Source organism: Fictibacillus nanhaiensis (genome assembly GCF_049537595.1).
Taxonomy (GTDB): Bacteria; Bacillota; Bacilli; order Bacillales; family Fictibacillaceae; genus Fictibacillus; species Fictibacillus nanhaiensis_F.
The window spans coordinates 218,612-243,035 of record NZ_JBMULM010000003.1 but is presented as its reverse complement, the minus strand read 5'-3'; the positions used below and the strand labels follow the sequence as shown (position 1 = coordinate 243,035).

General features: G+C 39.3%; 25 protein-coding genes. 6 read left to right on the top strand and 19 right to left on the bottom strand.

Features of this window, described 5'->3' with window-relative positions:
- Positions 1-250 precede the first annotated feature (250 nt).
- On the top strand, positions 251-2,683 hold the full coding sequence (locus ACOZ9X_RS16555; RefSeq protein WP_423419159.1) for a carbohydrate binding domain-containing protein: 2,433 nt from the start codon (positions 251-253) through the stop codon (positions 2,681-2,683).
- Positions 2,684-2,786: 103 nt separating this feature from the next.
- On the opposite strand, the gene pdaA is transcribed toward ACOZ9X_RS16555, so the two are convergent.
- From pdaA to ACOZ9X_RS16540, 3 genes are all read right to left on the bottom strand, one after another.
- The gene (gene pdaA, locus ACOZ9X_RS16550) at positions 2,787-3,596 is read right to left on the bottom strand and encodes a delta-lactam-biosynthetic de-N-acetylase (protein ID WP_423419200.1); all 810 of its coding nucleotides are present in this window, start codon (positions 3,594-3,596) and stop codon (positions 2,787-2,789) included.
- Between the two features lie 324 nt (positions 3,597-3,920).
- Positions 3,921-5,468, bottom strand: coding sequence for a fumarate hydratase (locus tag ACOZ9X_RS16545; RefSeq protein ID WP_423419158.1), 1,548 nt, complete (start codon positions 5,466-5,468; stop codon positions 3,921-3,923).
- 108 nt (positions 5,469-5,576) lie between these two features.
- Positions 5,577-5,768 carry an SE1561 family protein gene (locus ACOZ9X_RS16540; RefSeq protein WP_066243343.1) on the bottom strand — a complete coding sequence of 64 codons (192 nt, stop codon included), beginning with the start codon at positions 5,766-5,768 and terminating at the stop codon, positions 5,577-5,579.
- A gap of 134 nt (positions 5,769-5,902) precedes the next feature.
- Here ACOZ9X_RS16540 and yfkAB point away from each other — a divergent pair, with 134 nt between their 5' ends.
- Complete coding sequence (gene yfkAB, locus ACOZ9X_RS16535; RefSeq protein WP_423419199.1) at positions 5,903-7,021, top strand: radical SAM/CxCxxxxC motif protein YfkAB; 1,119 nt, start codon at positions 5,903-5,905, stop codon at positions 7,019-7,021.
- A 111-nt stretch (positions 7,022-7,132) separates the two neighbouring features.
- Complete coding sequence (locus ACOZ9X_RS16530; protein WP_066243338.1) at positions 7,133-7,450, top strand: winged helix-turn-helix transcriptional regulator; 318 nt, start codon at positions 7,133-7,135, stop codon at positions 7,448-7,450.
- 237 nt (positions 7,451-7,687) lie between these two features.
- Here the strand turns inward: ACOZ9X_RS16530 and ACOZ9X_RS16525 are convergent, their stop codons facing one another.
- Together ACOZ9X_RS16525 and ACOZ9X_RS16520 are read right to left on the bottom strand one after the other, a co-directional pair.
- Positions 7,688-8,533 carry a YfkD family protein gene (locus ACOZ9X_RS16525; protein WP_423419157.1) on the bottom strand — a complete coding sequence of 282 codons (846 nt, stop codon included), beginning with the start codon at positions 8,531-8,533 and terminating at the stop codon, positions 7,688-7,690.
- 124 nt (positions 8,534-8,657) lie between these two features.
- Positions 8,658-9,041, bottom strand: coding sequence for an OsmC family protein (locus tag ACOZ9X_RS16520; protein ID WP_423419156.1), 384 nt, complete (start codon positions 9,039-9,041; stop codon positions 8,658-8,660).
- A gap of 57 nt (positions 9,042-9,098) precedes the next feature.
- On the opposite strand from ACOZ9X_RS16520, the gene ACOZ9X_RS16515 reads away from it, so the two are divergent.
- Both ACOZ9X_RS16515 and ACOZ9X_RS16510 read left to right on the top strand, forming a co-directional pair.
- Positions 9,099-10,310 carry an MFS transporter gene (locus tag ACOZ9X_RS16515; RefSeq protein WP_423419155.1) on the top strand — a complete coding sequence of 404 codons (1,212 nt, stop codon included), beginning with the start codon at positions 9,099-9,101 and terminating at the stop codon, positions 10,308-10,310.
- Positions 10,311-10,434: 124 nt separating this feature from the next.
- On the top strand, positions 10,435-10,884 hold the full coding sequence (locus tag ACOZ9X_RS16510; RefSeq protein ID WP_423419198.1) for a TlpA disulfide reductase family protein: 450 nt from the start codon (positions 10,435-10,437) through the stop codon (positions 10,882-10,884).
- Between the two features lie 70 nt (positions 10,885-10,954).
- Here ACOZ9X_RS16510 and ACOZ9X_RS16505 read toward each other — a convergent pair whose 3' ends face one another.
- Positions 10,955-11,401 carry a VanZ family protein gene (locus tag ACOZ9X_RS16505; protein WP_423419154.1) on the bottom strand — a complete coding sequence of 149 codons (447 nt, stop codon included), beginning with the start codon at positions 11,399-11,401 and terminating at the stop codon, positions 10,955-10,957.
- A 377-nt stretch (positions 11,402-11,778) separates the two neighbouring features.
- Complete coding sequence (locus ACOZ9X_RS16500) at positions 11,779-12,654, bottom strand: YihY/virulence factor BrkB family protein (RefSeq protein ID WP_228116229.1); 876 nt, start codon at positions 12,652-12,654, stop codon at positions 11,779-11,781.
- A 161-nt stretch (positions 12,655-12,815) separates the two neighbouring features.
- Between ACOZ9X_RS16500 and ACOZ9X_RS16495 the strand changes: the two genes are divergently transcribed.
- The gene (locus tag ACOZ9X_RS16495) at positions 12,816-13,070 is read left to right on the top strand and encodes a GlsB/YeaQ/YmgE family stress response membrane protein (protein ID WP_137791560.1); all 255 of its coding nucleotides are present in this window, start codon (positions 12,816-12,818) and stop codon (positions 13,068-13,070) included.
- A gap of 251 nt (positions 13,071-13,321) precedes the next feature.
- Here the strand turns inward: ACOZ9X_RS16495 and ACOZ9X_RS16490 are convergent, their stop codons facing one another.
- The 12 genes from ACOZ9X_RS16490 to ACOZ9X_RS16435 all read right to left on the bottom strand — a co-directional run bounded on the left by ACOZ9X_RS16490 (position 13,322) and on the right by ACOZ9X_RS16435 (position 24,203).
- Complete coding sequence (locus ACOZ9X_RS16490) at positions 13,322-13,747, bottom strand: GNAT family N-acetyltransferase (RefSeq protein WP_416730536.1); 426 nt, start codon at positions 13,745-13,747, stop codon at positions 13,322-13,324.
- Between the two features lie 15 nt (positions 13,748-13,762).
- On the bottom strand, positions 13,763-14,233 hold the full coding sequence (locus tag ACOZ9X_RS16485; RefSeq protein WP_423419153.1) for a low molecular weight protein-tyrosine-phosphatase: 471 nt from the start codon (positions 14,231-14,233) through the stop codon (positions 13,763-13,765).
- A 557-nt stretch (positions 14,234-14,790) separates the two neighbouring features.
- Positions 14,791-15,498, bottom strand: coding sequence for an ABC transporter ATP-binding protein (locus ACOZ9X_RS16480; RefSeq protein WP_144703945.1), 708 nt, complete (start codon positions 15,496-15,498; stop codon positions 14,791-14,793).
- A gap of 11 nt (positions 15,499-15,509) precedes the next feature.
- Positions 15,510-16,286, bottom strand: coding sequence for an ABC transporter ATP-binding protein (locus ACOZ9X_RS16475; RefSeq protein WP_423419152.1), 777 nt, complete (start codon positions 16,284-16,286; stop codon positions 15,510-15,512).
- Positions 16,287-16,300: 14 nt separating this feature from the next.
- On the bottom strand, positions 16,301-17,590 hold the full coding sequence (locus tag ACOZ9X_RS16470) for a branched-chain amino acid ABC transporter permease (protein ID WP_066391086.1): 1,290 nt from the start codon (positions 17,588-17,590) through the stop codon (positions 16,301-16,303).
- Between the two features lie 10 nt (positions 17,591-17,600).
- A complete protein-coding gene (locus tag ACOZ9X_RS16465) occupies positions 17,601-18,587 on the bottom strand; it encodes a branched-chain amino acid ABC transporter permease (RefSeq protein WP_066391085.1) in 987 nt (328 codons plus the stop codon).
- 89 nt (positions 18,588-18,676) lie between these two features.
- Positions 18,677-19,876, bottom strand: coding sequence for a branched-chain amino acid ABC transporter substrate-binding protein (locus ACOZ9X_RS16460; protein ID WP_423419151.1), 1,200 nt, complete (start codon positions 19,874-19,876; stop codon positions 18,677-18,679).
- Between the two features lie 230 nt (positions 19,877-20,106).
- Positions 20,107-20,508, bottom strand: coding sequence for a secondary thiamine-phosphate synthase enzyme YjbQ (locus ACOZ9X_RS16455; RefSeq protein WP_137791554.1), 402 nt, complete (start codon positions 20,506-20,508; stop codon positions 20,107-20,109).
- A gap of 234 nt (positions 20,509-20,742) precedes the next feature.
- Positions 20,743-21,804, bottom strand: coding sequence for a ribosome small subunit-dependent GTPase A (gene rsgA, locus ACOZ9X_RS16450; protein WP_423419150.1), 1,062 nt, complete (start codon positions 21,802-21,804; stop codon positions 20,743-20,745).
- A gap of 567 nt (positions 21,805-22,371) precedes the next feature.
- Positions 22,372-23,427, bottom strand: coding sequence for an SDR family oxidoreductase (locus ACOZ9X_RS16445; RefSeq protein ID WP_423419149.1), 1,056 nt, complete (start codon positions 23,425-23,427; stop codon positions 22,372-22,374).
- A gap of 132 nt (positions 23,428-23,559) precedes the next feature.
- Positions 23,560-23,733: a hypothetical protein gene (locus tag ACOZ9X_RS16440; RefSeq protein ID WP_423419148.1), complete on the bottom strand. Its 174-nt coding sequence runs from the start codon at positions 23,731-23,733 to the stop codon at positions 23,560-23,562.
- A 2-nt stretch (positions 23,734-23,735) separates the two neighbouring features.
- A complete protein-coding gene (locus tag ACOZ9X_RS16435) occupies positions 23,736-24,203 on the bottom strand; it encodes a redoxin domain-containing protein (RefSeq protein WP_423419147.1) in 468 nt (155 codons plus the stop codon).
- Positions 24,204-24,424 lie beyond the last annotated feature (221 nt).

Sequence of the window (24,424 nt, the reverse complement as noted above, 5' to 3'; positions counted from 1 at the left end):
ATGATTCACTCGTTTCTTAGCTAAAAGTGGCTTTCCTTATTGTAGACGAAACTCGCATGTTCTACCAACTTCAATTTCAATCATGAAAAGATTTTAAACAAAATAATACTAAAGTCAGATTGTGTTGGTTTTTTATAATCTCTATAATAGCTTTAACGAAAGCGCTTTCGTTAAACAGTTCTTTTATTTTTTTAGTTTTTCCGAAACCGCTTTCGATACTACTATTTATATTAAAGGAGGATATTGTTCAGTGAAAAAAATCTATGCTTTTGCTCTCTCTGCTTTATTAATGATGCCAAGCGGTGGAACTGCCTCTGCAGATGACGATGTGGATAAAGAAGTACAAAAAAAGAAAGGGAAAGCGAAATGGTCTCTTACTTGGTCCGATGAATTTAACAAACCACAACTTGACCCAAAAAAGTGGACGTATGATACCGGTAACTGGATAAAAGATGAAGAGGGCAATCTTATTACGCCTGGTTGGGGAAACAATGAGAAACAATATTATACGAACTCAGATGAGAACTCATTTATTAAAGATGGTAAATTAATTATTCGTGCTAAAAAAGAGAGCACTACGGATGACTCTGGTACCTATGATTATACATCCGCTAAGCTAAAAACAAAGGGATTATTTAGTCAAACGTATGGCCGTTATGAGGTTCGTGCAAAATCTCCTACAGGGAAAGGATTATGGCCAGCGGTTTGGATGTTACCCGAAAAAGATCGATATGGTGGTTGGGCTGCATCAGGTGAAATAGACATCATGGAAGCTTGGGGAAGTAAACCAAATAAAGTGGCTGGCACGCTCCATTATGGGGAGACTTGGCCAAACAATCGTTATACAGGAAAAGAATTTGAATTCCCATTTAATGATGGAATCAATAATTGGCACACCTACGCCATTGAATGGGAACCAGGTGAGATCAGATGGTATGTAGATGGTGAACTTTATCAGACGCAAAATGAGTGGTATGCAAAAGGACCAAATAATCCGATCAAGTACTCGTATCCAGCGCCATTCGATCAAAATTTTTATTTAATCATGAACCTCGCTGTTGGCGGTTGGTTTGATGGAGATCCCGATGAAACGACTACGTTCCCTCAACAGATGGAGATTGATTATGTTCGTGTATATGAGTTAAAAAACCGCGATTACCAAGATCCAGTGGAACCTACTCCAAAACCTGTTGAACTGCCTGAAGATGCTAAACAACCTCTTGAAGATGGAAACCTCATTTATGACGGAAACTTTGAAAGACCTTTTACTCGTATCGATCAAAATGAAACACCATTCGATCCATCCTACTGGAACCTTGTTACTCTTCCAGACTTCGGTGGTGAAGCCTCTGTAGAAAAGGAAATAATCGATAATAAGAATTTTGCGGTGATCACTCCACACGTTCCTGGATCATTTTCACATTCTGTTCAAGCGATTCAACTTCTTTCACTCGGCAAAAGCGGACGTTACAAAGTTAGTTTTGATGCAAAGGCAGCATCTGATCGACAAATGACTGTTAAAGTAGGCGGTGGCGCAGATCGAGGTTGGAGCAAATATTCGAATGAAGAAGCGATCAAATTAAGCAATTCACTTGAAAACTATTCTTTTACGTTTGATATGCTTGCAGATACAGATCTTGCCGCTCGATTAGAATTCAATCTAGGAAACAACGGAAGCGTTCCTGTTTGGATTGGGAACGTACGTGTTGAAGAAGTCACAAATGAACCGATTGATGAGTCCGCGACTAAACCCCCACTTCGCGATGGTAACCACATTTATAATGGAACATTTGATCAAGGTTCGATGGACAGGTTGACTTATTGGAACTTTGTTTCAAAACACAATAAAGATTCAGCAGTTGTTAACGAAAAAACGCGTGAATTTCACGCCATCTTAAAAGGACATTCTTCTAAAAACACCGATAAATATCTTGTTCAAAGAGGTATACAGTTGATCAAAGGGAATGAATACCTTTTATCCTTCAAAGGGAAAGCCGATCGAGGTAGATCTATTGAGATTGGTGTGTTAGATGAAAGCGGCAATAAGTTCAATGTAACACCAGCAAAGGTAAACCTAAACAAAACGAATGATACGCACGAGGTAAGATTTACGTATGAAGGAGAAACGTCAGATTATAACAGCCAAATATTTTTTTATTTAGGTGGTCATTCTGCTGATGTTTATTTAGACGACATTACTTTAAAGAAACTGACCAATATTCCCGATTACAGCGATGTCGATATGAAACCATTAAAAAATGGAGATTTCCTTTCCGGCCTTTCATTTTGGACACCCTATATTCATTACGATGCAAATGCTGAGATCGTGAGTGAAGAAGGTAAAGCCAAGATCAGCATAGATTCTGAAGGAAATGAGCCTTGGAGTGTTCTTTTAGAACAAGGCAATTTAAAGTTAGTTGAGGGATTGAATTATGAACTGCGTTTTTCGATTTCCTCACATATCGCTCGCAACATAGAAGTAACATTAGAGAACTCACAGTACAAGCGTTATTTTGCTGAGGTCGTTGAAATCGGAACTGAAGAAACCACCTATACGTTTAAAATAACCCCTACTGAAACAGATACGTTGTCATTGAAGTTTCTTCTAGGAAAAAGTCTAGGGTCACCACTAGGCAAACATGAAATATACCTCGATGACGTACAGCTATCTGTTTTAAAATAATCCTTGAACGCTTAAACCACTGTCTTCAAACAAAGGTTTAAGCGTTTTTTGTATCCATTTAGTACAAAAAGAAACACCTTCGCAAAATATGCAAAAGTGTTTTTTAAGATTTAAACAATAATGGAGTGGGCACAGATTTCTTAAGCTGTAAGTCGTCTAAGCTTTTGAATGTATAGCCTCTTTTTTGAAGAGCTTCAATTGTGCGTTCGAGTGCATCTGCATTGTCTTTAGAAACCGTATGCAAAAGCATGATACTGCCTGGGTGAATCTGCTTCATGATCTGGTTGTATGAATATTGCCAACCACGCTGTTTATTGGTTTCCCAATCTAAAAAGGCAAGTGACCAGAACACATGTGTATAACCTTCTTGTTTAGCAAGCATGATCGTTCTTTCGCTAAACACTCCTCTTGGAGGCCGAATATAATTCATATCGGTTTTTCCCGTTAATTCCGTATATCTGATCTTTACTTTTTCAAGCTCGTTTTTTAATCGTGCATCAGATACTTGGGTAAGGTCTGGATGGTAATACGAGTGATTCCCTACAATATGCCCTTCTTCAGCCATTCGTTTTATAAGGTGAGGGTGAGTCTTCATAAATTGTCCGGTTACAAAAAAGGCTGCAGGTACTTTCTTTCTCTTCAAAACATCCAAAACATTGTCGGTATAACCGTTTTCGTATCCATTATCAAAGGTTAAATAGATATCTTTTTTGGCAGGATCTCCAATAAAAAGGCTATCATATTTATGGACGAGCTCCATATATCTTACATCTGAAATAGGAGGCTTCTCTTCCCCTTTTTTCTCAAAGTACCATTCCAGTCTTTGATTGGATACGCCTCTTTGAGCATAAATAACATGTGTTTGTGTGAAAAATATGATTGAAACCAATATTAGGCACAGGAGCCGATTGATTCTCATTAAACTTCCTCCTTCAAGCGACAGCCTATACCTTTATTTTGTTGTAATTGTAGAAAACCATGCTAGGGATATAAAGGAAACGAGTGTAATTGTGTGATAACAAATTTCTGGGTGTTCAGTATCTTAAGTTTTAATGGTGAATCCAGAAGTTTTGTGCTTCAATCCACAAGTTTTAATGCTCAATCCTAAAGTTTTTGCGATTTATCCACGAGTCTACAGATATAGACATTTTTCGACACTCCCTATTCTTGCCTAACGCCTAACGTTATAAATAAAAAACCACAGTTCCATATCAGAACTGTGGCTCACACATTCGTTTTATTTAAATACAGGATCTTTAAACTGCTCTAACTTTTGTAAAGATGACTTTTCCACATGCTCATGAAGGCTGTTTCCGTGTGAATCCATCGTTACAACTGCTGTAAAGCCATTGACGCGAATGTGCCACATCGCTTCTGGAACACCGAATTCCATTAGGTCGACACCTTCAACTTTTTCCATACACTCAGCGTAATATTGTGCAGCACCGCCGATAGCGTTCAGATAAACACCGCCATGTTCTTTAAGAGCAGCTAACGTTTTTGGACCCATTCCACCTTTACCAATAACCGCGCGGATTCCAAACTTCTTCATGATGTCGCCTTGGTAAGGTTCCTCACGAATACTTGTTGTTGGTCCTGCCGCTTTTACGACCCAATTTCCTTCTGCGTCTTTTGCCATTACTGGTCCGCAGTGATAGATGATCTGACCGTTCAGATCGATCGGAGCCGGGTTATCCATTAAATGCTTATGAATAGCATCTCGACCTGTATGCATCATTCCATTGATCGTCACAACATCTCCGACTTTTAACTCACGGATCTGCTCTTCAGTGATAGGAGCTTCAAGTGTGACGCTTCTCGTTTTTTCTTCCTGCTGTTCAACAGCCGCTGCTGCTTCCTCTTCAGCTTTAGTGAAGTCCACTTCTTCGCCTTCTGTATACAGCCAGTCTTGAATTTCACCTGTTTCAGCGTTAAGTTTTACACCTAATCGACGGTATGCCCAGCAGTTATAAGCTACTGATACAAAGAAACTCGCTGGAATACGATTGATCACACCAACTTTACAGCCAAGTAACGTCGTTTCACCGCCAAAGCCCATCGTACCGATCCCAAGCTTATTCGCGTTCTCCATCACATACTCTTCAAGTTTACGAAGATTATCGTTCGGATTAACGTCATCTACAGAACGGAATAGCATCTCTTTCGCTAATTCATAACCAGATGTACGGTCTCCCCCGATTCCAACACCGATAAAACCTGCACTACAGCCTTGACCTTGTGCTTGATAGACGGAATGCATGATACATTTACGGATACCGTCAAGATCACGTCCCGCTCGCCCTAATCCTTCTAATTCAGCAGGAAGACTATATTGAATATTTTTATTCTCACAACCGCCGCCTTTTAAGATCAGACGAGCATCAATGTAATCTTCTTCCCATTGCTCAAACTTAATAACAGGTGTCCCGTCTCCTAGGTTGTCTCCACTGTTATCTCCAGTGATTGAATCAACGGAGTTCGGACGAAGCTTCGTATCTTTTGTTGCATCCGCGATCGCTTGACGGATCGCTTTTTTCATATTAATCTGGTTCGCTCCTACAGGAACTTTGATTTTAAAAGTAGGAAGTCCCGTATCCTGACAGATTGGTGAAACATTTTCATCAGCTTTTAAAATATTATCAGTAATCGTATCTAAAGACATCGCAGCACGTGTTCCCGCGTTTTCCTTTAGCTTAGCTGCAAGAATGGCACGGCGAACGTCTTTTGGCAATTTCGTTGATGTTTCTACAATCAGCTTGTACATGCTTTCTTGAAATTTCTCCATCTCTTCACTACCCCTTTGTGACTTGCTATTGTAAGCGTAATCAAAATTATTAATGAGTTCATTATAACAAAAAAAACCGTCTCTTAAGTAAAGAAACGGTTTCCGAGCTTATTTTTCTTCCCAATCGTGACGGAACTGTTTACACTTTTCTTCTAAGTCATCCAGCATTCCGATGATTCGGTCGATCTCTTCAATCCCTGCTGTTTCAGCATCTATAGAATCTAAAACATCAACTAATAAGTCAATACGATTTTTAATATATTCTTTTTGAGAGGATTTATCCTGAATAGAGTTACCCATGTTGATCTCTCCTTTCCATCCCTTCTACTTTAACAAGGTCAACCGATTTTGCCAACAGAATATTATCCTTTTTCTTTAATGAGGCTTCGGTTAAGATAGATACTGTCCATTTATGGTCGCAAAGGAGATGTATGATGGTGTTAAAAACCGAATTAAAAGCGATAACCCCAAAGAATGATCCGTGGGAAGCTTATTTAGATATGAGTGAACATAATAAACTTCAGCTATCCAATATAGAGATAACGACAACCACATTGTGCAACATGCGTTGTGCACACTGCGCTGTCGGATACACGCTTCAAACAAAAGACCCTGAGCCTCTTCCACTTGAACTTGTTATTCAACGACTCGATGAAATTCCTCAATTAAGAGCTTTCAGTATTACTGGCGGTGAGCCGATGCTTTCCTTAAAATCAGTAAATAATTACGTTGTGCCACTATTAAAATACGCAAGAGAACGTGGTGCGCGTACTCAGATCAACTCAAATTTAACATTAGATTTAGCTCGCTACGAAAAAATTATTCCATACTTAGATGTGCTTCACATTTCCCATAACTGGGGAACACTGGAGGAGTTTTCAGATACAGGCTTTGCGATGATGGAAAAGAAACCTTCTGTGGAACAACGGGAAGCTTACTTTACCCGCTTAGTTGAAAACGCTCAGGCTTTAACAAAAGCTGGTGTGACGGTATCTGCTGAAACGATGTTAAATAAAAAAACATTGCCCTACCTAGAAGAAATACATAAACACGTTCTTGAGATGGGCTGTCAGCGTCACGAGATTCACCCGATGTATCCGAGCGATTTCGCGAGTACTTTGGAAACCATCTCATTAGAAGAAATGCGTAAAAGTATTCATCATCTACTTGATATCCGTGATAAGAACACTTGGATGCTCTTTGGGACTCTTCCCTTCTATGCTTGCTCCGAAGACGAAGAGGACCTAAGATTGATCAAAAGACTTCAAGCAGAAGAAAATGTTACAGTGCGTAATGACCCTGATGGCAGATCACGATTAAATATCAACTTATTTGATGGCAACATTATCGTGACAGACTTTGGAGATGCTCCTGCACTTGGAAACATAAAAGACACGAGCTTACCGGATGCTTATGAAGCATGGAATCAATCAGCGCTTGCTAAAGAACTAAGCTGTCATTGCCCTGCTGTTCAATGTTTAGGACCAAACGTACTTGTAAAACATTCTTACTATAAAGAAGTAGATTTTAAAAATAATACATCAAAGCTTTAAAGCGTTAAAAAGTTATAAACTTTACAAAAGTAAGTTTAAATCGTATAATAGGAGGCAAATATAGACTGTAGAAAAAGCATCGTTTTTTCATATAGATTGAGGTGAATGATAATGGATTATAGCACGATGTGTCCGAAGTACGAAGTAGCCATGGATATTATCGGCAAAAAATGGACAGGACTCATCATTCGCGTTTTGATGGATGGACCTAAGCGATTTAAAGACATCAAATCCCAGATTCCCGAAATGAGTGATCGCATGCTTACGGAACGGATGAAGGAATTGGAGTCTGTGGGAATTGTGAAGCGTAACGTTTACCCAGAGACACCTGTGCGAATTGAGTATTCACTGACGGATAAAGGAAACTCTTTAAAAACAATCATCAACGCCATTCAAGACTGGAGCGAACAATGGGTGGACCATTGTTAAGGTTAACCCGATAGTGTTAATTTCCGTTTCAGGCGCTCGCTTTCCGGGGGGCGTGCGGTGAGCCTCTTAGCGCTATGCGCTGTTAAGAGTCTCACCTGTCCCGCTGATCCCCCAGGAGTCTCGCACCTTACACTCCAATTAACTTTCAATGAAGGCTTCCTGGGGAATACAGCACCATCTTGGATTAACTTTAATACGCAAAAAAGAAAGGACAGCTGAATAAGGAGCTGTCCTTTTTTACATATTGCTTGTATGAAAACTAAAAGATACATGGTCTTGAACGGGAATCCAAGCACCAATGCCTTGCTGTGTAACGTTTTGAATCAGGATTTCTCTTTTACCGCCTTTTAAAACGATATACACTTCTCCGTAAGTAACTCGTCCTCTTTCATTAACCGCTGGGACATAACTATCTAAATATCCTACCTGTTTTGGTGACACATGATATACGTTTGATTTCTTTGTACCTGCGCCAACAGCTGTCTGAAACGATAAAGGCAGCTTTGACTTTTCTGCTGCTGTGATGAGCATCATCTTTTGAACAGCTTCACTATTTGGAATTGATGCTGTAAGACCACCACTTACTTTTTTATGAGCCGTTTGGTTATAAGACAGTTTTGCAACGGCTTTTGCACCTCTGTTGTCTAAACGGTTCGTATTGATTTGTTGGTGTTCCCAGTTCACAGTCGTCTCTGTTGATTGATAAGACAATGGCCATTGACCTAAGTAAATTTTTGCACGGTACCAAAAAGCTACTTTCGATCCATTTATCGTTGACTCATTCAATAAACGAATTAAATCTGGATTTGTGATTGGAACGTCCGATGTTTTAAGCATAGCTTTCGCAAGCTTACTCGGTTCTAAGTAAGGAAGATCTTGAGCTGAGTTGGGATACGTGTTCTCTTTAGATATGCTAAGAACCGAACTCGGTATTTTAATATCTGCTTTTGGAGCAGCTTTTTCTATTTTTTCTGCTTGTTTTTGTTTTTGTTCTGGCTGTTGCTTTGTTTTTTCAGCTGCTAGTGCTGTATTGGATAACACAAAAAGCATGACAAATAACATTATAAAAATTCTCTTTTTCATAACATCCTCCTTTCCCCTATTTTTTTCTAACCGATAAAATTTATCCATGTTCCCTGCTTAGATCTCTCCGGATTTTGTTGGAAAATAAAAAAACCCTAATTCTATAGTGAATCAGGGGAATAATTTAACGTTGAATTTCAAAGCTTTCGGTGATGTTTATACTGTCTTTTACGGATTGCACCATCGAACAATTTTTTCGAGTCACACTTAACGCTTTCTCGACCTTCTCTTCTGATAATTCTTTCCCTTTAATCAAGAAGTGAAGGTGAATGTCCGATACTCGGTTTGCCTCTTTTTCCACTCTATTAATTTTTGCTTGAACAGTGATGTCATCATACTGCATTCTCATACGCTCTAATACTTTCCGAAGAACCCCACCACTGCATACAGCTATAGAAGAAACGAGAAGTTGAAATGGCCGATAACCATATTCCGCATTTCCGCTTATCTCAAGTGTTCCATACTCTACATCGGTTTCAAATCCATTTTCAGTCATTTTAAATTCCAAGATTACTCACTCCTCTTCCTAAAATTCCACTCAACTTTTTATGTTTTCCATTGTACAATGGTTTTAGTTTGTTTTGAAAAGGAGATGCTCATGCAGCTTTCTACGTATAAATTCTCAGTTCTAGTCAGCATTGTTTTTATATCCGGTTTTGCTCAAGGTATGCTGCTTCCTTTAATTGCAGTCATCTTTGAACAGGACGGTACATCTGCTTCATTAAACGGTTTCCACGCAACAGCACTTTATATTGGTATCTTGATCGCTTCTCCGTTCATTGAGAAGCCTCTTAGAAAGTTTGGCTATAAACCGCTCATATTAGCAGGACTTTTAGCTGTTGTACTCTGTTTTGCTATGTTTCCTGTTTGGAAAGTATTTTGGTTTTGGTTTGTATTACGGCTCTTAATCGGTATTGGAGACCATATGCTGCATTTCTCTACGCAAACTTGGATTACGACAAGTAGCCCTGAAAAAAAGAGAGGCAGAAATATCTCTATATATGGGATTGCGTTTGGAGCAGGGTTTGGAATCGGACCTCTTATGACAAAGATGCTGGAAGTAAACGAAAACCTTCCTTTTTGGCTTGCTGCCGGTCTTTGTTTTCTTTCTTTTCTTCTGATGACGACGATTCGAAACGAAAGACCTGAAACAGAATCTGCTCGAACTTCTGGTATAACTGCCATCGACCGTTATAAAGATGTTTTGAAATTAGCTTGGGTATCTTTATTGCCACCCTTTGGTTATGGCTTTTTAGAAGCGACTCTTCATGGCTCTTTTCCTGTTTTTGCACTTCGTAACGGAATCAGCTTAGACTGGGTAGCAGTTCTGCTGCCAGCTTTCGTTTTAGGCAGCCTTGTATTCCAGCTGCCACTTGGCATTCTCAGTGATAAATTAGGACGAAAACCGATTCTAATCTTTTCTTTCGTCTCCGGGTTCTTCTCGTTTCTAGCAACATATTGGAGCATGAATAACTTTTGGCTTCTGATCAGTTTGTTCTTTTTATCAGGAATGTTTGTAGGATCAATGTTCTCTCTTGGTATCGCATATATGAGTGACCTGCTTCCTAAATATCATCTTCCTGCAGGCAATATCTTAGCAGGCATCAGTTTTAGCATCGGAAGCATGTCTGGTCCTATGATCGGCGGAAGCTTCATAAGCTGGTTTGATGGAGGTGCTTTTGTGTTTGCGATCTGCGGTATGTTATTTGTCCTGTGCTTACCGATTCTTTTCATCAAAAATAAACATGAGATCACGATAAAGTCCAAAACAGCTTAGAAATAATATTTTTCATTTTATACCATATTAGTAAAGCAGGATTTTTGACTTTAGTTGTTCAACCTTTAAACTAGAAATTAGATAAATTAAACTATCTTCAAAACAAGGAGTAGATATTTTTATGATGAGATTACGTTCGGATATGCCGGAACTTAATGGTGCTACACAATGGATCAATGGAGAAGTTTCAAAAAGTGATTTGATCGGAAATAAACCAACACTTATTCACTTTTGGTCTGTAAGCTGTGGATTATGTAAAGATGCAATGCCTAACATTAATCAATTTCGAGATGATTATAAAGAAGAACTGAACGTGATTGCGGTTCATATGCCTCGTTCAGAAAAAGATTTAGATATCGAACAAATTAAAGAAGTAGCAGCAGAACACGATATTACACAGCCAATATTTGTGGACAACGATCATGCTTTAACTGACGCGTTTGAAAACGAGTATGTGCCTGCTTATTACGTTTTTGATGCAGAAGGTAAGCTTCGTCATTACCAAGCTGGTGGAGATGGCATGAAGATGCTAACAAAGCGTGTTAACCGTGTATTAGGAAAAGAAACAAAGTAAACAAACAAAAACCGGACAGCTGTAATCGCTGCCCGGTTTATTTATTATATTTGCTTTTACACAATAGCCATTATTTTAATAATCGTTCGATCCATCGGAAAATCATCGCTAAAAACTTGTATAAAAATAGTCCTAGCATCGCTCCCATACCATTAAGAAAGATATCATCAATATCGAATATTCGTTTAAAATACTCATATTGAAGAACTTCAATGATGAAACTTGTACCAAAACCAAAAATGAAGATAAAACGCCAAGAGTTAAACACTCGGTAAATTAAAGGCAGCAACAAACCAAAGGGTACGAACAATAGCACATTTCCGATGATATTCTTCAAGATGAGCCAATCATTCTCACTTCTCCACATCAGCCTTATGCTGTCAAACAAAACAAGATTAGCGGATCTACCATATACATACTCATTGAATGAAAAGAGAGTGGCTTTAATTAATACTGCCATATATACGATAAAAACAAGTGTACCTAGAATGCTAAAGATGAATCTAACTTTTTTCATACTGCCTTTTCTCCTGCCTTTTAAAGAAATTCCCATAAGTGCCTTTTTAGTGTAACATGCAAAGCTCTTAAGGAGATACAGGTAAAAGACACAAACTTTTCTCCATTACCTATACACACTTCGCAGGATCCATTCAAAACATGTACTTCTTCTGTACTTTTTCGCTACCGTTTTTTAACAAAAAAAAAGCCGCCCTGCTAAGAGGACAGCTTCATACTTGTTCGTGTTTTAGATTAATGAAAGTCATTCTTTTTGTTCGAGGATTTACTCGTTTTGTGCTGACTATCATTTTTATTCTTCTTATTGCTGTGGGTCTGTTTGTTGCTTTTTCCCATATCAATAATACCTCCTTAACGACAAGGTATGTATAGTTTTTCCTAGGATTCAGCCTTTAACAAGCCCCTTTTCTTGGCAAAATCAATCTTAAACTTATGAAACGTGGCATTTAAGACGCCTCCAGATAATAAGACGATACCAGTGAGATAAAACCAAAGCATGAGAACAATAATCGCTCCAATGCTTCCGTAAGTAGCGGAATAATTCCCAAAATGATCAACATAAAATGCAAAACCGAATGATACGATCTGCCAGAAGAATGTAGCAACTAGTGAACCGTACCAGATCTCACTATACTTCAGCTTTTTACATGGAGCTAAATAATAGAGAACAGATACAACGGTCGCGATGATAAGGAAACTAATCAACCACCGTAACACTCCCCAGATCTGTAGGAACTCATCACTCAACCCTAAATAAGAAAAGGCTGCGTTCCCAAGCATCTTTCCGAATACAGGGAAAACGAGTGCAACCACAAAAGCGAAAATAACGCCAAACGTTAAGAATATAGCCAATAACCTTGTTTTAATGAAACTACGGCATTCTTCAACTCCATATGCTTCATTTAAAGTCTTGATTACAGCATTGATTGCATTAGAAGCTGACCAAATCGTAGCTAGAATACCGATTGATAAGAGGCCACCACTTCTTCCTTCTAATACAGCTAGTAAATTTTCTCTAACAGAATCCATCGCCTCTGATGGTACGAAGTGCTCTAACAGGTCGAGCGCTTCTTTTGGTTCTATAAAAAAGGCACCAAGCGTTAATAAGAAGATAAGAAAAGGGAATAGCGAAAGCAGAAAATAATAAGCAAGCTGTGCTGCAAGTCCTGTTACATCTCCTCTTTGAAAACCATGCATGAATTCAATTCCAAAGGCTTTGGCTTTCATATGTTTGAGTATATGCCATAACGTCAAAGTTCCTCTCACCCCTTACTTATTTTTATACATTTCCCTTTATCTTTCCCCTTCTTTATGGTGATAAAAACTTTTTTCAGGATAAGTTTATAATTTTTTATAATGGGTAACTTAAGAATAATTCCATATTACAACACACAAAAAAAAAGGAGGAATTTTACATGAGTTTATTATGGGCACTTATAATTGGAGGAATCATCGGTTGGTTAGCAGGTCTTTTAACAGGGCGTGACGTACCAGGCGGAATCATCGGTAACATCATCGCAGGTTTTGTTGGTGCATGGTTAGGTGGATTATTATTAGGTGATTGGGGACCAATGGTAGCAGGATTTGCAATCGTTCCAGCTATTATCGGTGCAGTTGTAGTAGTACTTATCGTAAGCTTTATCATGCGCAGCATGCGTAGCCGTGCTTAATAAGATTTACTAAAACATAATTTTTTTCCAAAAGAAAAGCTGGCTATGGTCGATCATCATATGATCTTCCTTGGCCAGCTTTTGCTTTGTTACAATAGTTATTAGGTATTTTTGAAAATGCATAAAGATCTTAGTTCTTTTATGAGTGTTGATGATTTCATTATCCTTTTTCGTAGAAATCAATGATCGTTCGCGCAGATTTATAATCGCTGGTCAAAATGTATGCTCACCTACGATTATCGATCACTTACTTAAAATCTCTTTTTAAACACATAGCTCGGCATCTCATAATTCATTTTATCTGTATAAAAACGATGAGCGTCTAAACGGTTCACATTCGAACTTAGCGCAACACAGTTACAGTTATTTTGAAGAGCAAAAGATTCCAAAAATGCTAGAAGTTCCTCACCATATCCTTTTGATCGTTCGTTGGAATCAGTGATTAGATCGTACAAATAAATATGCTTGCCGTCATAAAGATTGGTCAGCATAGCGAAACCTGCCAAAGCTACGATTTTCCCTTCATGAATATTGGCAAACAACGTGTATCCTTCTTTCTCCATCTGTAAAAAAAGTTCATAAAAAAGGTCTTCTGAAAGATGTGTACGAAGCTGATTCATAACTGGGAAAGCATCACGCACTTCTTGTTCTGATGATAATTGACGAATTTCACCCATCCGGTATCCTCCTGATTATAACGATTCTCTATTTTTTATTTCTATTAAGAGTCTCTCACAGCCGATTGTCACAAGATCATATACTTCTTGGAAATTACCTGTAAAGTACGGATCGGGAACATCCTCTTTTTCAACCTCAGGTACAAAGTCCATCAGTCTTGCGATCATACCTGTTTGGGTTTGCCCCGCCATCCTATGCATGTTACCGATATTCTCAGCATCCATACCAATGATATAATCGTAATCTGTTAGATCTTTTTTTTTAACTTGGCGCGCTTTTTGACCTTCATAGGAAATTCGGTTTTCTTTCAAGATATTCCTCGTTCCCTCATGAGGCGGTTCTCCTGCATGCCAGTTTCCTGTTCCAGCAGAATCAATTGAAATGATTTCAGATAATCCTTCTCGTTTTACGAGATCTCGAAAAATCGCCTCCGCCATAGGAGATCGACATATGTTTCCTAAGCATACAAAGAGTACTTTAATCATGAATCATACCCCTTTCGTCTTCCTTTTAAAGGTATAACAATTTCATCCAATAATAAAGAGGAAATAGACACAAAAAAGAAAACCAGGTTGATCCCCGGTTTTATTTGTTCTGTTAACTATGCTGTTGAATATCAATAGATTGTTTCGAATAGCCGCTTGCCTTCGAAATACGAGCATCCTGTGACGGATTGAAATCACTACGTATTTTGATATGAACTGGTCTTTATGTGAAGTTCTTCTTAACTGTCTTTTCATTCACTTCGCTGACTAGTTGATTGGAGTGCAAGATGCGAGACTCCTACGGGACGAGCGGTCAGTTCGAAAAGTGGAAATGACTCGTTCAGCCCCGACAAGCAAAAGTTGAATGGGCTAGGAAGGCGCACTTTGCATTCTTGACCATTCAACTTTTGACCTCGAGGGGCTTGTCACTGGAACTAGACTGGTGGAGACTCCTAATGGCGCAAAGCGGCAGGAGGCTCACCGGACGCCCCGTGGAAAGCGAGCATCTGGAACGCAAATCAACTGCTTACAAAGCATCTTTTGACATAACCGTCTAGTTAAGCCAGATAAGCCTCTCGTACAGACTCATTTGTAATGAGCTCATTCCCTTGACCAGCCATCACAATCTCTCCAGTCTGAAGCACGTATCCTCGATTTGCAATTTGAAGTGCCTGAAACGCGTTTTGTTCAACGAGAAGAATCGTCATTCCTTCTTTATTAAGGTCACTAATAATATCAAAAATTTGTTCTACAATAACAGGGGCTAGTCCCATAGAAGGTTCATCAAGCAACAAGAGACGCGGCTTTGACATAAGGGCACGACCCATAGCGAGCATCTGCTGCTCACCGCCACTCATCGTACCTCCTTTTTGAGTCAATCGTTCTCTTAACCTTGGAAAATAGTCAAATACCTGTTCCATTCGTTCCTTGATGACCTTTTTATCTTTTACAATAAAAGCACCCATCTCTAAATTTTCTTTTACCGTTAGTCTTGGAAAAATCCTTCTTCCTTCAGGAACGTGTGCAATACCCGTTTGAGCTGTTATATGGGCAGGCTGTTTTGAAATGTCTTTTCCTTCATAGATAACGGAACCGGTTTTTGGCAGAACCTGTCCGCTGATCGTTTTTAAAGTCGTTGATTTCCCTGCACCGTTCGATCCGATCAATGTAACGATTTCCCCTTTTTCTACAGAAATGCTGATCCCTTTTAGCGCATGGATACCACCGTAATATGTGTTAATATCCTTTAATTGTAGAATACTCATCGTTCTCCCCCTTACGCTGGTGTTACGGCACTTTTTCCAAGATAAGCTTCAATCACTTTTACATTATTACGGATTTCAGCAGGCTTTCCTTCAGCGATCTTTTCGCCATGATCTAATACAAAGATCTGTTCAGATATCTCCATGACTAGCTTCATGTCATGTTCGATCAAAACGATCGTTACATCCAAATCCTCTCTCATTCGATGGATAAACTCGGTTAATTCACGTGTTTCTCTTGGATTCATCCCAGCTGCTGGTTCATCTAACAGCAAGAGTTTAGGTTTCGTAGCCAGTGCACGCGCGATCTCAAGCCTTCGCTGTGCTCCATAAGATAGATTCTGGGCGTCTTCGTTCAGATGCTTCGCAAGACCGACATATTCAAGCCAGTGGTAGGCTTCTTCTTTCGCCAGCTGTTCTTCTTCTCTTACTTTTTTTGTTTGAAACAGAGTACCGACGATTCCCGCTTTCAACTGTTTATGCAAACCTACCATTACATTTTCAAGAACCGTAATGTTTGAAAAAAGACGGATGTTCTGGAACGTACGGGCTATTCCGTGTCGGGAAATCTCATGTGGCTTCAACCCTATTAAAGAACTTGATCCGAGTTGCACATTTCCATTGTCCGGCTGATATACCCCTGTGATCAAGTTAAAAAAAGTAGTCTTGCCTGCTCCGTTCGGTCCGATTACCGCAGTTATCGAACCTTTTTCCACTGTCATATCTACTGAATTTACGGCAACAAGTCCGCCAAACTGTTTAGTAAGATTACTAACTGTCAAAATCGACATCTTTATACCGCCTCCTATGCCTGAAACCCTTTGTCAGGTTCAACCGTAATCTGTTCTTTTCTGTGCTTTTTCGATCCCTCTTTAAGCGATTCTTCATCAAACACAGGATTTTTAGATGGTATCAACCCTTGAGGGCGATAGATGGCAAATATGATTAAAATCGCTCCAAAGATAAATCGTTGCATTTTTGCTGGAGCGAGTGCTTCTGGAAAGCTGATCACACCATCAAGACTCAATTGATTTAAGTAATTTGTTACCTCTGTCAGTACTTGTAGATTTAGAATGGTAATCACTGCTGCACCTAGGATTACACCTGGCACACTGCCCATGCCTCCTAAGATAACCATTACTAGGATGGTGATAGACTCTAGTAACGTGAAACTCGTAGGGTCAACGAAAGTTTGTTTCGCTGCAAAGACAACCCCCATCATTCCTGAAAAAGAAGCTCCGATTGCGAATGCTAAAAGCTTCGTACGTACAAGGTGGATACCCATCGATTGTGCTGCGATCTCGTTTTCTCTAACCGCTTTCCAAGACCTGCCTATTTTTGAGAACTCAAATCTTCTCACAGCTAGAATGACAAGAAACAAGATAGCAAGAACAATAAAGTAGAATTGATTCGGATAGACAAACTGATAACCGAAGATCTCCGGAGGCTTAACTGACGCTAACCCCATTGCTCCATTCGTAATATTCACCGGCTTATCAAGGTTATTAAATACAATTCTAATGATCTCACCGAAACCAAGTGTTACGATCGCTAAGTAGTCTCCTTTTACACGAAGTACAGGGATACCTAATAAGACACCAAAAAGTGCAGCTACAAAGCATCCGATTAAAATAAAGATCCAAAAGCTCTCACCCGATAAAGGGAACGTTCCAAATGGCATAAAGTTAGCAGCTTGACCTGTTGCAAAGATTCCATACGTATATGCCCCGATTGCAAAGAAAGCGACGAACCCGAGGTCTAGTAAACCTGCTAGACCAACAACGATATTAAGCCCCAATGCCATCGCTACATAGATACCAACAACTGTAGCGACTTCCATGTAAGATTGATAACCTGGTCCGGTGCTTGATACAAAAGGTATTACGCCGATAAGGACGACACCTGCGATCAACCATTTAAGACGGTCTGGCAGCTCTGTATAGTACAGAAGCAATAACGAGAACAATAGCAGCAGAAAAGCTGTGACAGATGCTTGAGCAAGATATAGGCTCAACGAGGTAATCAGGACATAAAGGACGAGCAGAATAATTTGTGCCAGCTTGTTGCCTTTTAGTTTACTTGTCAGCTTATTCATCGCTCTTCACCTACACTTTCTCAGTAACTGCTTTGCCAAACAGTCCTTCTGGTTTGAAAATCAATACGACGATTAGAATGGCGAACGCAAATACGTCTTTATACTCTGCGCCAAAGATACCACCCGTTAGTAGCTGGAGATTGGCAGCTGCAAACATTTCTAGGATCCCTAACATGAGCCCACCTGCCATAGCACCACGGATATTTCCAATGCCTCCGAGTACTGCAGCCGTAAATGCTTTTAATCCTAGAATAAAACCGATATACGGATCGATCGTTCCGTATTGTACAGCAAACAGTACACCCGTTGCTCCACCTAGAGCTGATCCGATGAAAAAGGTCAACGAGATCACTCTGTTCACATTGATCGACATGAGTGATGCTGTTTCACGATCTTGAGCTACTGCTCTCATCGCCATGCCCCACTTCGTTTTATTAACGAAGAAATCCAGTCCGATCATCATGATTACAACCGCAATGATTAAAATCAATGTAGACGTTTTAAAGAAAGCATCACTGAACGAAGAGGAGATGCTAGAAAATTTAATGGAAAATTGCTCATTAAACATGGAGGGACCTGTTAAGATATAATTTCCTCTTTTGTATTCAGTAATAAAACGAACAAGATCCTGCAGCAAGAACGATACACCGATCGCTGAAATCAACGTGATCAGTTTAGGTGAATTTCGGAGCGGTCTGTACGCCATACGCTCTATTCCAACACCCATGAAACCAGTTAAGATCGACGTAACCACTAAAACAAGAATCAAAGCAAGAATGGCAGGCATCGCCGCCAACCAACCCATTCCTGTCATCAAGATCAGCATCGCAACTCCGATAAAAGCTCCAGTCATAAAAATTTCACCATGGGCGAAATTAATGAGCTCTAGTATTCCATAAACCATCGTATAACCAAGTGCAATAACGGCGTAAATCGCACCAAGAGCGATTCCATCTACAAGTACTTGAGGCAGACTTTGTAAAATTTCAGCTAACATAAATATTCCTCTCTTTCACGTCTGGGGAGTATGTAAAAAAGAAGAGGGACATGGCCGTTGGGGTCATTCCCTCTCTTGTAAACATAAGTTTACTTACTGATTTCGCCTTCTTGAACGCCTGGATATTTAGCTTCACTGAACTTGTAGATGTAGACTTTTGCAAACTTGTTGTCACCGATATCATCGAAACCGACTTTCGTTACAACACCTTGGAAGTCTTGAATCTTACGGATTTCTTCTGCTACTTTTTCACGTGCCGGAAGATCTCCGTCACTTCCTTCGATCGCTGTCTCAAGTCCTTTTAATAGTACGCTCATAGAATCATAGCCATAAGCTGAATAAGACTCTACGTTTTTGTTGAACTTCTCTTTGTATTTAGAAGAAAAATCTTTACCTTCTGTTGATTTGCTTGCATCAGCCGCTACAGAAGTATAATAAACATCTTTTACAGAATCGCCCGCGATTTCAACTAGAGTAGACGAGTCCATGCCATCTCCGCCCATGAATGGAATCTTAATTCCTTTGTCACGAGCTTGTCTGATCAACTGTCCGCCTTCTGTGTATAATCCACCGAAGAACACTAAATCAGGTTTCTTTGATAATACTTGTGTAAGTACACCGTTAAAGTCTTTCTCACCAACGGTAATTCCTTCGTAACCAAGGATTTCTGCTCCAGCCTCTTCAGCTGCCTTCTTAAACGCATCTGCAAGACCTGTTCCGTACGCTGTTTTATCTTGGATAACAAAGATTTTCTTTGCTCCTAATTTATTGATCGCAAAGTCTGCACCTGCAGGGCCTTGGAAATCATCACGTGCTACGATACGGTTAACTGTTTTAAGTCCACGATCCGTTACTTCTGTAGCAGTATTTGCTGGGGAAACCATCGGCACTTTGTACTTTTCATAAACTTCAGATGAAGGAATGGAGACGCCTGAATTCAAGTGACCTACTACTCCTAGGATTGATTTATCTGAACCAATCAGCTGTGCGTTTGCTACACCTTTTTTAGGATCTGCTTGATCATCATATGGCTGAAGCTGAAGCTTGTACCCTAAGTCTTCGAACTTCTTCTTGTTCTCTTCCAGCGCCAGTTGCGCGCCAAGCTTAATGGATTCACCAAGAGTTGCACTACCACCCGACAAAGGAGTTTGCGTCGCGATCTTGATTACCTTGCCGCTCCCTCCCCCTCCATTGCTTCCTTCTGAACCACCAGAAGAATTACAACCTGCCAAAAGTCCTAGTGATAACGCAGAAACCGCTAATACTTTTAACCCTCTCTTAATCCCCACCTAAAATCCCCCTTGTTTGAATATTATGATAATTTCCACTATTTAAAAAAATAGTACATGAAGAAAACGGATTAGACAACTAAATTTTTGGAAATATAGAATTTTTATGTTAAATTTAAAAGTTTTCCCTATTATTCAACACATTTCTCTACGGTTCGCCCTTCTAGAACTTTAGTAGGAATAAAAAAAAAGACTCACTGATAGACACAGTGACTCTTTTATAGTTACTTTTATTTGTTCAAAATTTTCACGTGATATTTTCGAGTTCGTGGACCATCAAACTCACAAAAATAAACACCTTGCCATGTTCCTAAGAGGAGCTTTCCGTTTTGGATAAAGACCACTTGCGAAGAACCAACCGTACTTGCCTTAAGATGTGAAGCTGAATTTCCTTCAGCATGACGATACTTTGGGTGTTCCCATGGATATACCTCGTCCAAGCGCATTAGCATATCATGAACAACATCTGGATCTGCATTCTCGTTAATGGTTATTCCCGCAGTCGTATGCGGACAATATATGTACATCACACCATCGTTTACACGCTGCTCTTCCAGATAAGCCTCCAATGTACTCGTAATCTCATACATCTCATCTCTTTGATGTGTTTGTATCGTAAATACTTGTGCCATACTTATCCCTCCTCAATATCTTTATTTGATAACCTTGTATGAAAATCCTTTTTATACTAATGTGAAATTATCGAGATTAACGTGAATATATGTGAAATAACGTGAAATTAATTTTGAGTGTGCGTTTTAAATGCACATAATTTACGTTTGTGCTTTCCAAACGGACAAGCAAGAAGGAATGAGGTGTTAAAAAAGGAATGACTCAAAAATTAGAGTCATTCCTTATCAAATCTTCTATTTACGATGAACGCGCGTACGGTCACCAGCGATCTTTTTCCATTTTGCTCTTTCAGCATTCGCTAACTTCTGATCTTCTTTACGGGCGAAGTACGCTAATTCACGCTGAAGCTTTACATAACTGTTATATCGATTTGCTTTTAACTCACCTGTTTCAATCGCTTCCTGCACTTGGCAACCAGGCTCATTTTGATGTGTACAATCGCGAAAACGGCATAGCTCTGCATACCCTTCAACATCTTGAAAACTTTGGCCTAAGCTATTGTCACCTTCCCACAATTGAAGCTCTCTCATTCCCGGAGTATCGATTAAAATTCCACCACGATCAAGAACAAGAAGTTCACGATGAGTAGTCGTATGCTTTCCTTTTCCATCTTCTTCACGAATAACGTTCGTTTTCAATACCTCTGACCCGAAAAGTTTGTTTGCAAGCGTTGATTTTCCAACACCCGAGGACCCTAGTAGAGCAACGGTTTCACCTTCTGAAATATAGGCTGCTAGATCATCAAGACCTATACCTGTTTCTGCACTAACTGCAAATGTAGGAACTCCAAACGCAATAGTTTCCACTTCATCTAAAAACTTTTGAACATCATCACAAAGATCCGCCTTGCTTAGAACGATAACTGGAGTCGCACCGCTTTCCCACGCCATTAACAAATAACGCTCTAATCTGCGAAGGTTGAAGTCTTGATTTAGAGCATTTACTAAAAAGACCGTATCTACGTTTGTCGCAACAATCTGTTCATCTGTTGTTAAGCCGGCTGCTTTGCGAGAAAACTTACTTTTGCGCGGCAGGATTCCATGGACGTAAGCTTTTCCTTCTTGTGGAATAGCCTGAACCGCTACCCAATCTCCAACTGCCGGGAAATCATGACGCCCTGTTGCATGAAAGCGAATCTTTCCTGTGATTTCACCTAATAATTCACCATGCTCCGTCAGAACACTATAAAGTCCTTTATGCTCTACACTTATTCTTCCAGGAACAAGATCTTGATTTTCATATGTTTTAAACGATTCTTCAAATGTTTGATTCCAACCTAGTGATTTTAAATTCAATGTAATACCCTCCGAATAAATGTTGTCATTTTATAAAAGTCTTTTTTCCGCAAATGATGTTGCTTTTGGAAGTGTTGATTTCCGTTCCAGGTTGCTCGCTTTCCACGGGGCAGGCGGTGAGCCACATTCGAATGTTTCACATTTAAGTGTCTCACCTGCCCACCTGTCCCGTAGGAGTCTCGCACCTTTCACTCCAATCAACTGTCAAAGGTGCCAAGATTTAAAAGCAACAATCTTTTAACGTTTACAAAATAGAAAAAGAACCTAAATATAATACTTAGGTTCTTTACCGAAAGAAAGGTACACAAATACCCCTCTTCATATAAAAAACCATGGCACTGTTGTACAGCCCATGGTTAAATGACAAATTTAAGCGAAGACATTACACACGCAAATAAACTACTTGCGATTCTTCATTGTCCCAATAGGCTGTACATAAATTACACTCTCTGAAGTCAATCCATTAAGTTGTCTCATTATACATACCTCCTTGGGTTTCATTAAGATTAGTTACTTTACTTCTACACTATAGCAGTATATGCATAAAATGTAAATAGATGCATATTTTTATTTTTGAACAGAAGCGTTCTGATACCCCTCAATGATTCGTTTAATCATAGGCATATCCATCTGAAGGGGTGCAGCTTCTATTTCTTCTAGCAGTTGTTGCGTGTTGCTGTCATCAAATGAAATATTTCTGTTCAAATAATTTTTATATACATCAATCACGCTGTTGAGAAGCTGTTCTTCTTCATTCAGAGATGGCTCATAATCGTACGGAGCAAGCTTAAACAGCTCAAGTCCCGCTTTTTCCCTCATAACCTGAAAAACATCTGCACTAAGCGGGGGTTTGTTATTTGTAATATGATAGATCTTTGTTTCTCTTCCCTTTTTTAAAACACCAGATAAAACATCCGCTACATAATCGACAGGAACAAGATTCTGCGTACTGCCTTCTTCACACAATAAGTGAAACACGCGATCTCCCATTCCTTTTCTCTGAAATCTTTTCTTAAAGACTTCAAGGCTTCGAAGTAATCCGTAAAGTGTAAACTTAGAATCCGCTTCACCTGTTTTAGAGTCACCAATAATGATCGCCGGTCTTAAGATACTTACGTTAAAACGATCTGTGAACTCCATACATAAGTGCTCTGCTTTACACTTACTCTCTTCATACGGATTGTTAAATACATTGTTCACACTGTGTAATTCTTCTTTAGCAAATTCGTCTTTGCCAAGTGTATAGGCGGTGCTTACATAATAAAAATGCGATACCCCCATGTTCTTTGCAGCATGAAGTGCATGTTGAGTACCTGTATAATTTATTTGAAAAAGTTCATCTTTAAGATCTAAGTCAAATTTCACTAGGGCAGCCATATGATAAAATACATCAATTTTATCTACAAGCTCTTGCTCCGCTTCCTTCGTCATACCTAAGTGAGGAGCTGTGATATCCCCTTGGATTATATGAATAACGCCGTTCAAATCAGCTGTCTTATGAAGAAGCTGTTCAGCTTTTTGTAAGTTTCGCGCTAACACATAAAGTGTATGACCTTCACGCGCTAAATTTTGAATTAAGCGACCACCTAGAAAACCAGTTGCTCCAGTTAAAAAAATATTCATTCAGCTGTTCCTTCCTATTCCTATATCAGCATACTTCTGCTTATATAGTACCACAACATGACTGGTATGTTGCCGGTTTCAAAAGATATGCTAAATCAGCCACAAAATAAAAAAGCTGCTAAGAAGGCAGCCTTATTTTTCATCATCCGGTTTAGCAATATTAACAGCAGGCATCTCACTATTCATATAATCAGTGGGATGACCATCGGTTTGTTGTTTCTCATCATAAAAATAAGCGTTGATCTCTTGTTCTGCGTGAGCAGTCGGATCTTCAATGGGTTTATGATTTTTACGTTCTTGGTCCACAGTTAATCTCCTTTTCCACATGATTCACAAGCTTTAAATACTTCTTCATACTGAAGCTTTTTATTCGCATCAAACGTATGGTTGCTGAATTGAACAATACCTTTTTGATCGATGACAAAACATGATCGAATAGCAGTTCCATTCTCTTCGTTAAGAACACCAAACTTACTAGTTACTTTTTTGTGCCAATCGGCTAAAAGTGGGTAAGGCAAGGTTCCTAGAGCTGCAGCAAAAACATTGTGTGAGTATATATGATCTACACTGATTGCAAGCACTTCTGTATTGGCTTCTTCAAAGCGTTTGTAATCCTCTTTCCAAGAGGTTATTTCCTTAATTCAGCCAGGTGTAAAATCTAGCGGATAAAAAGCCACAAGGACATTCTTTTTCCCTTTAAAATCTGATAATGAAATATCTTTTTTTAATGTAGATGGTAACGTGAAATCGGGTGCAACATCACCTTTTTGTAGCAACTATCCCACCTCCTTGCGTCTTTATGAATATACTTCCCTGAACATATAAAAGAAAACGTTGGAATATATAGTCATTGCATGGTGATGGCTAAAAAGCTGAAGACTTATAAAAACCATTTCAAGACTTATAAATTTTTTTGAGGACTTATAAAAAAATTTGAAGACGCATAAATTTTTCTGAAGACTTATAAAAGAAAATTAAGTACAAAAAAGCCAGGGAC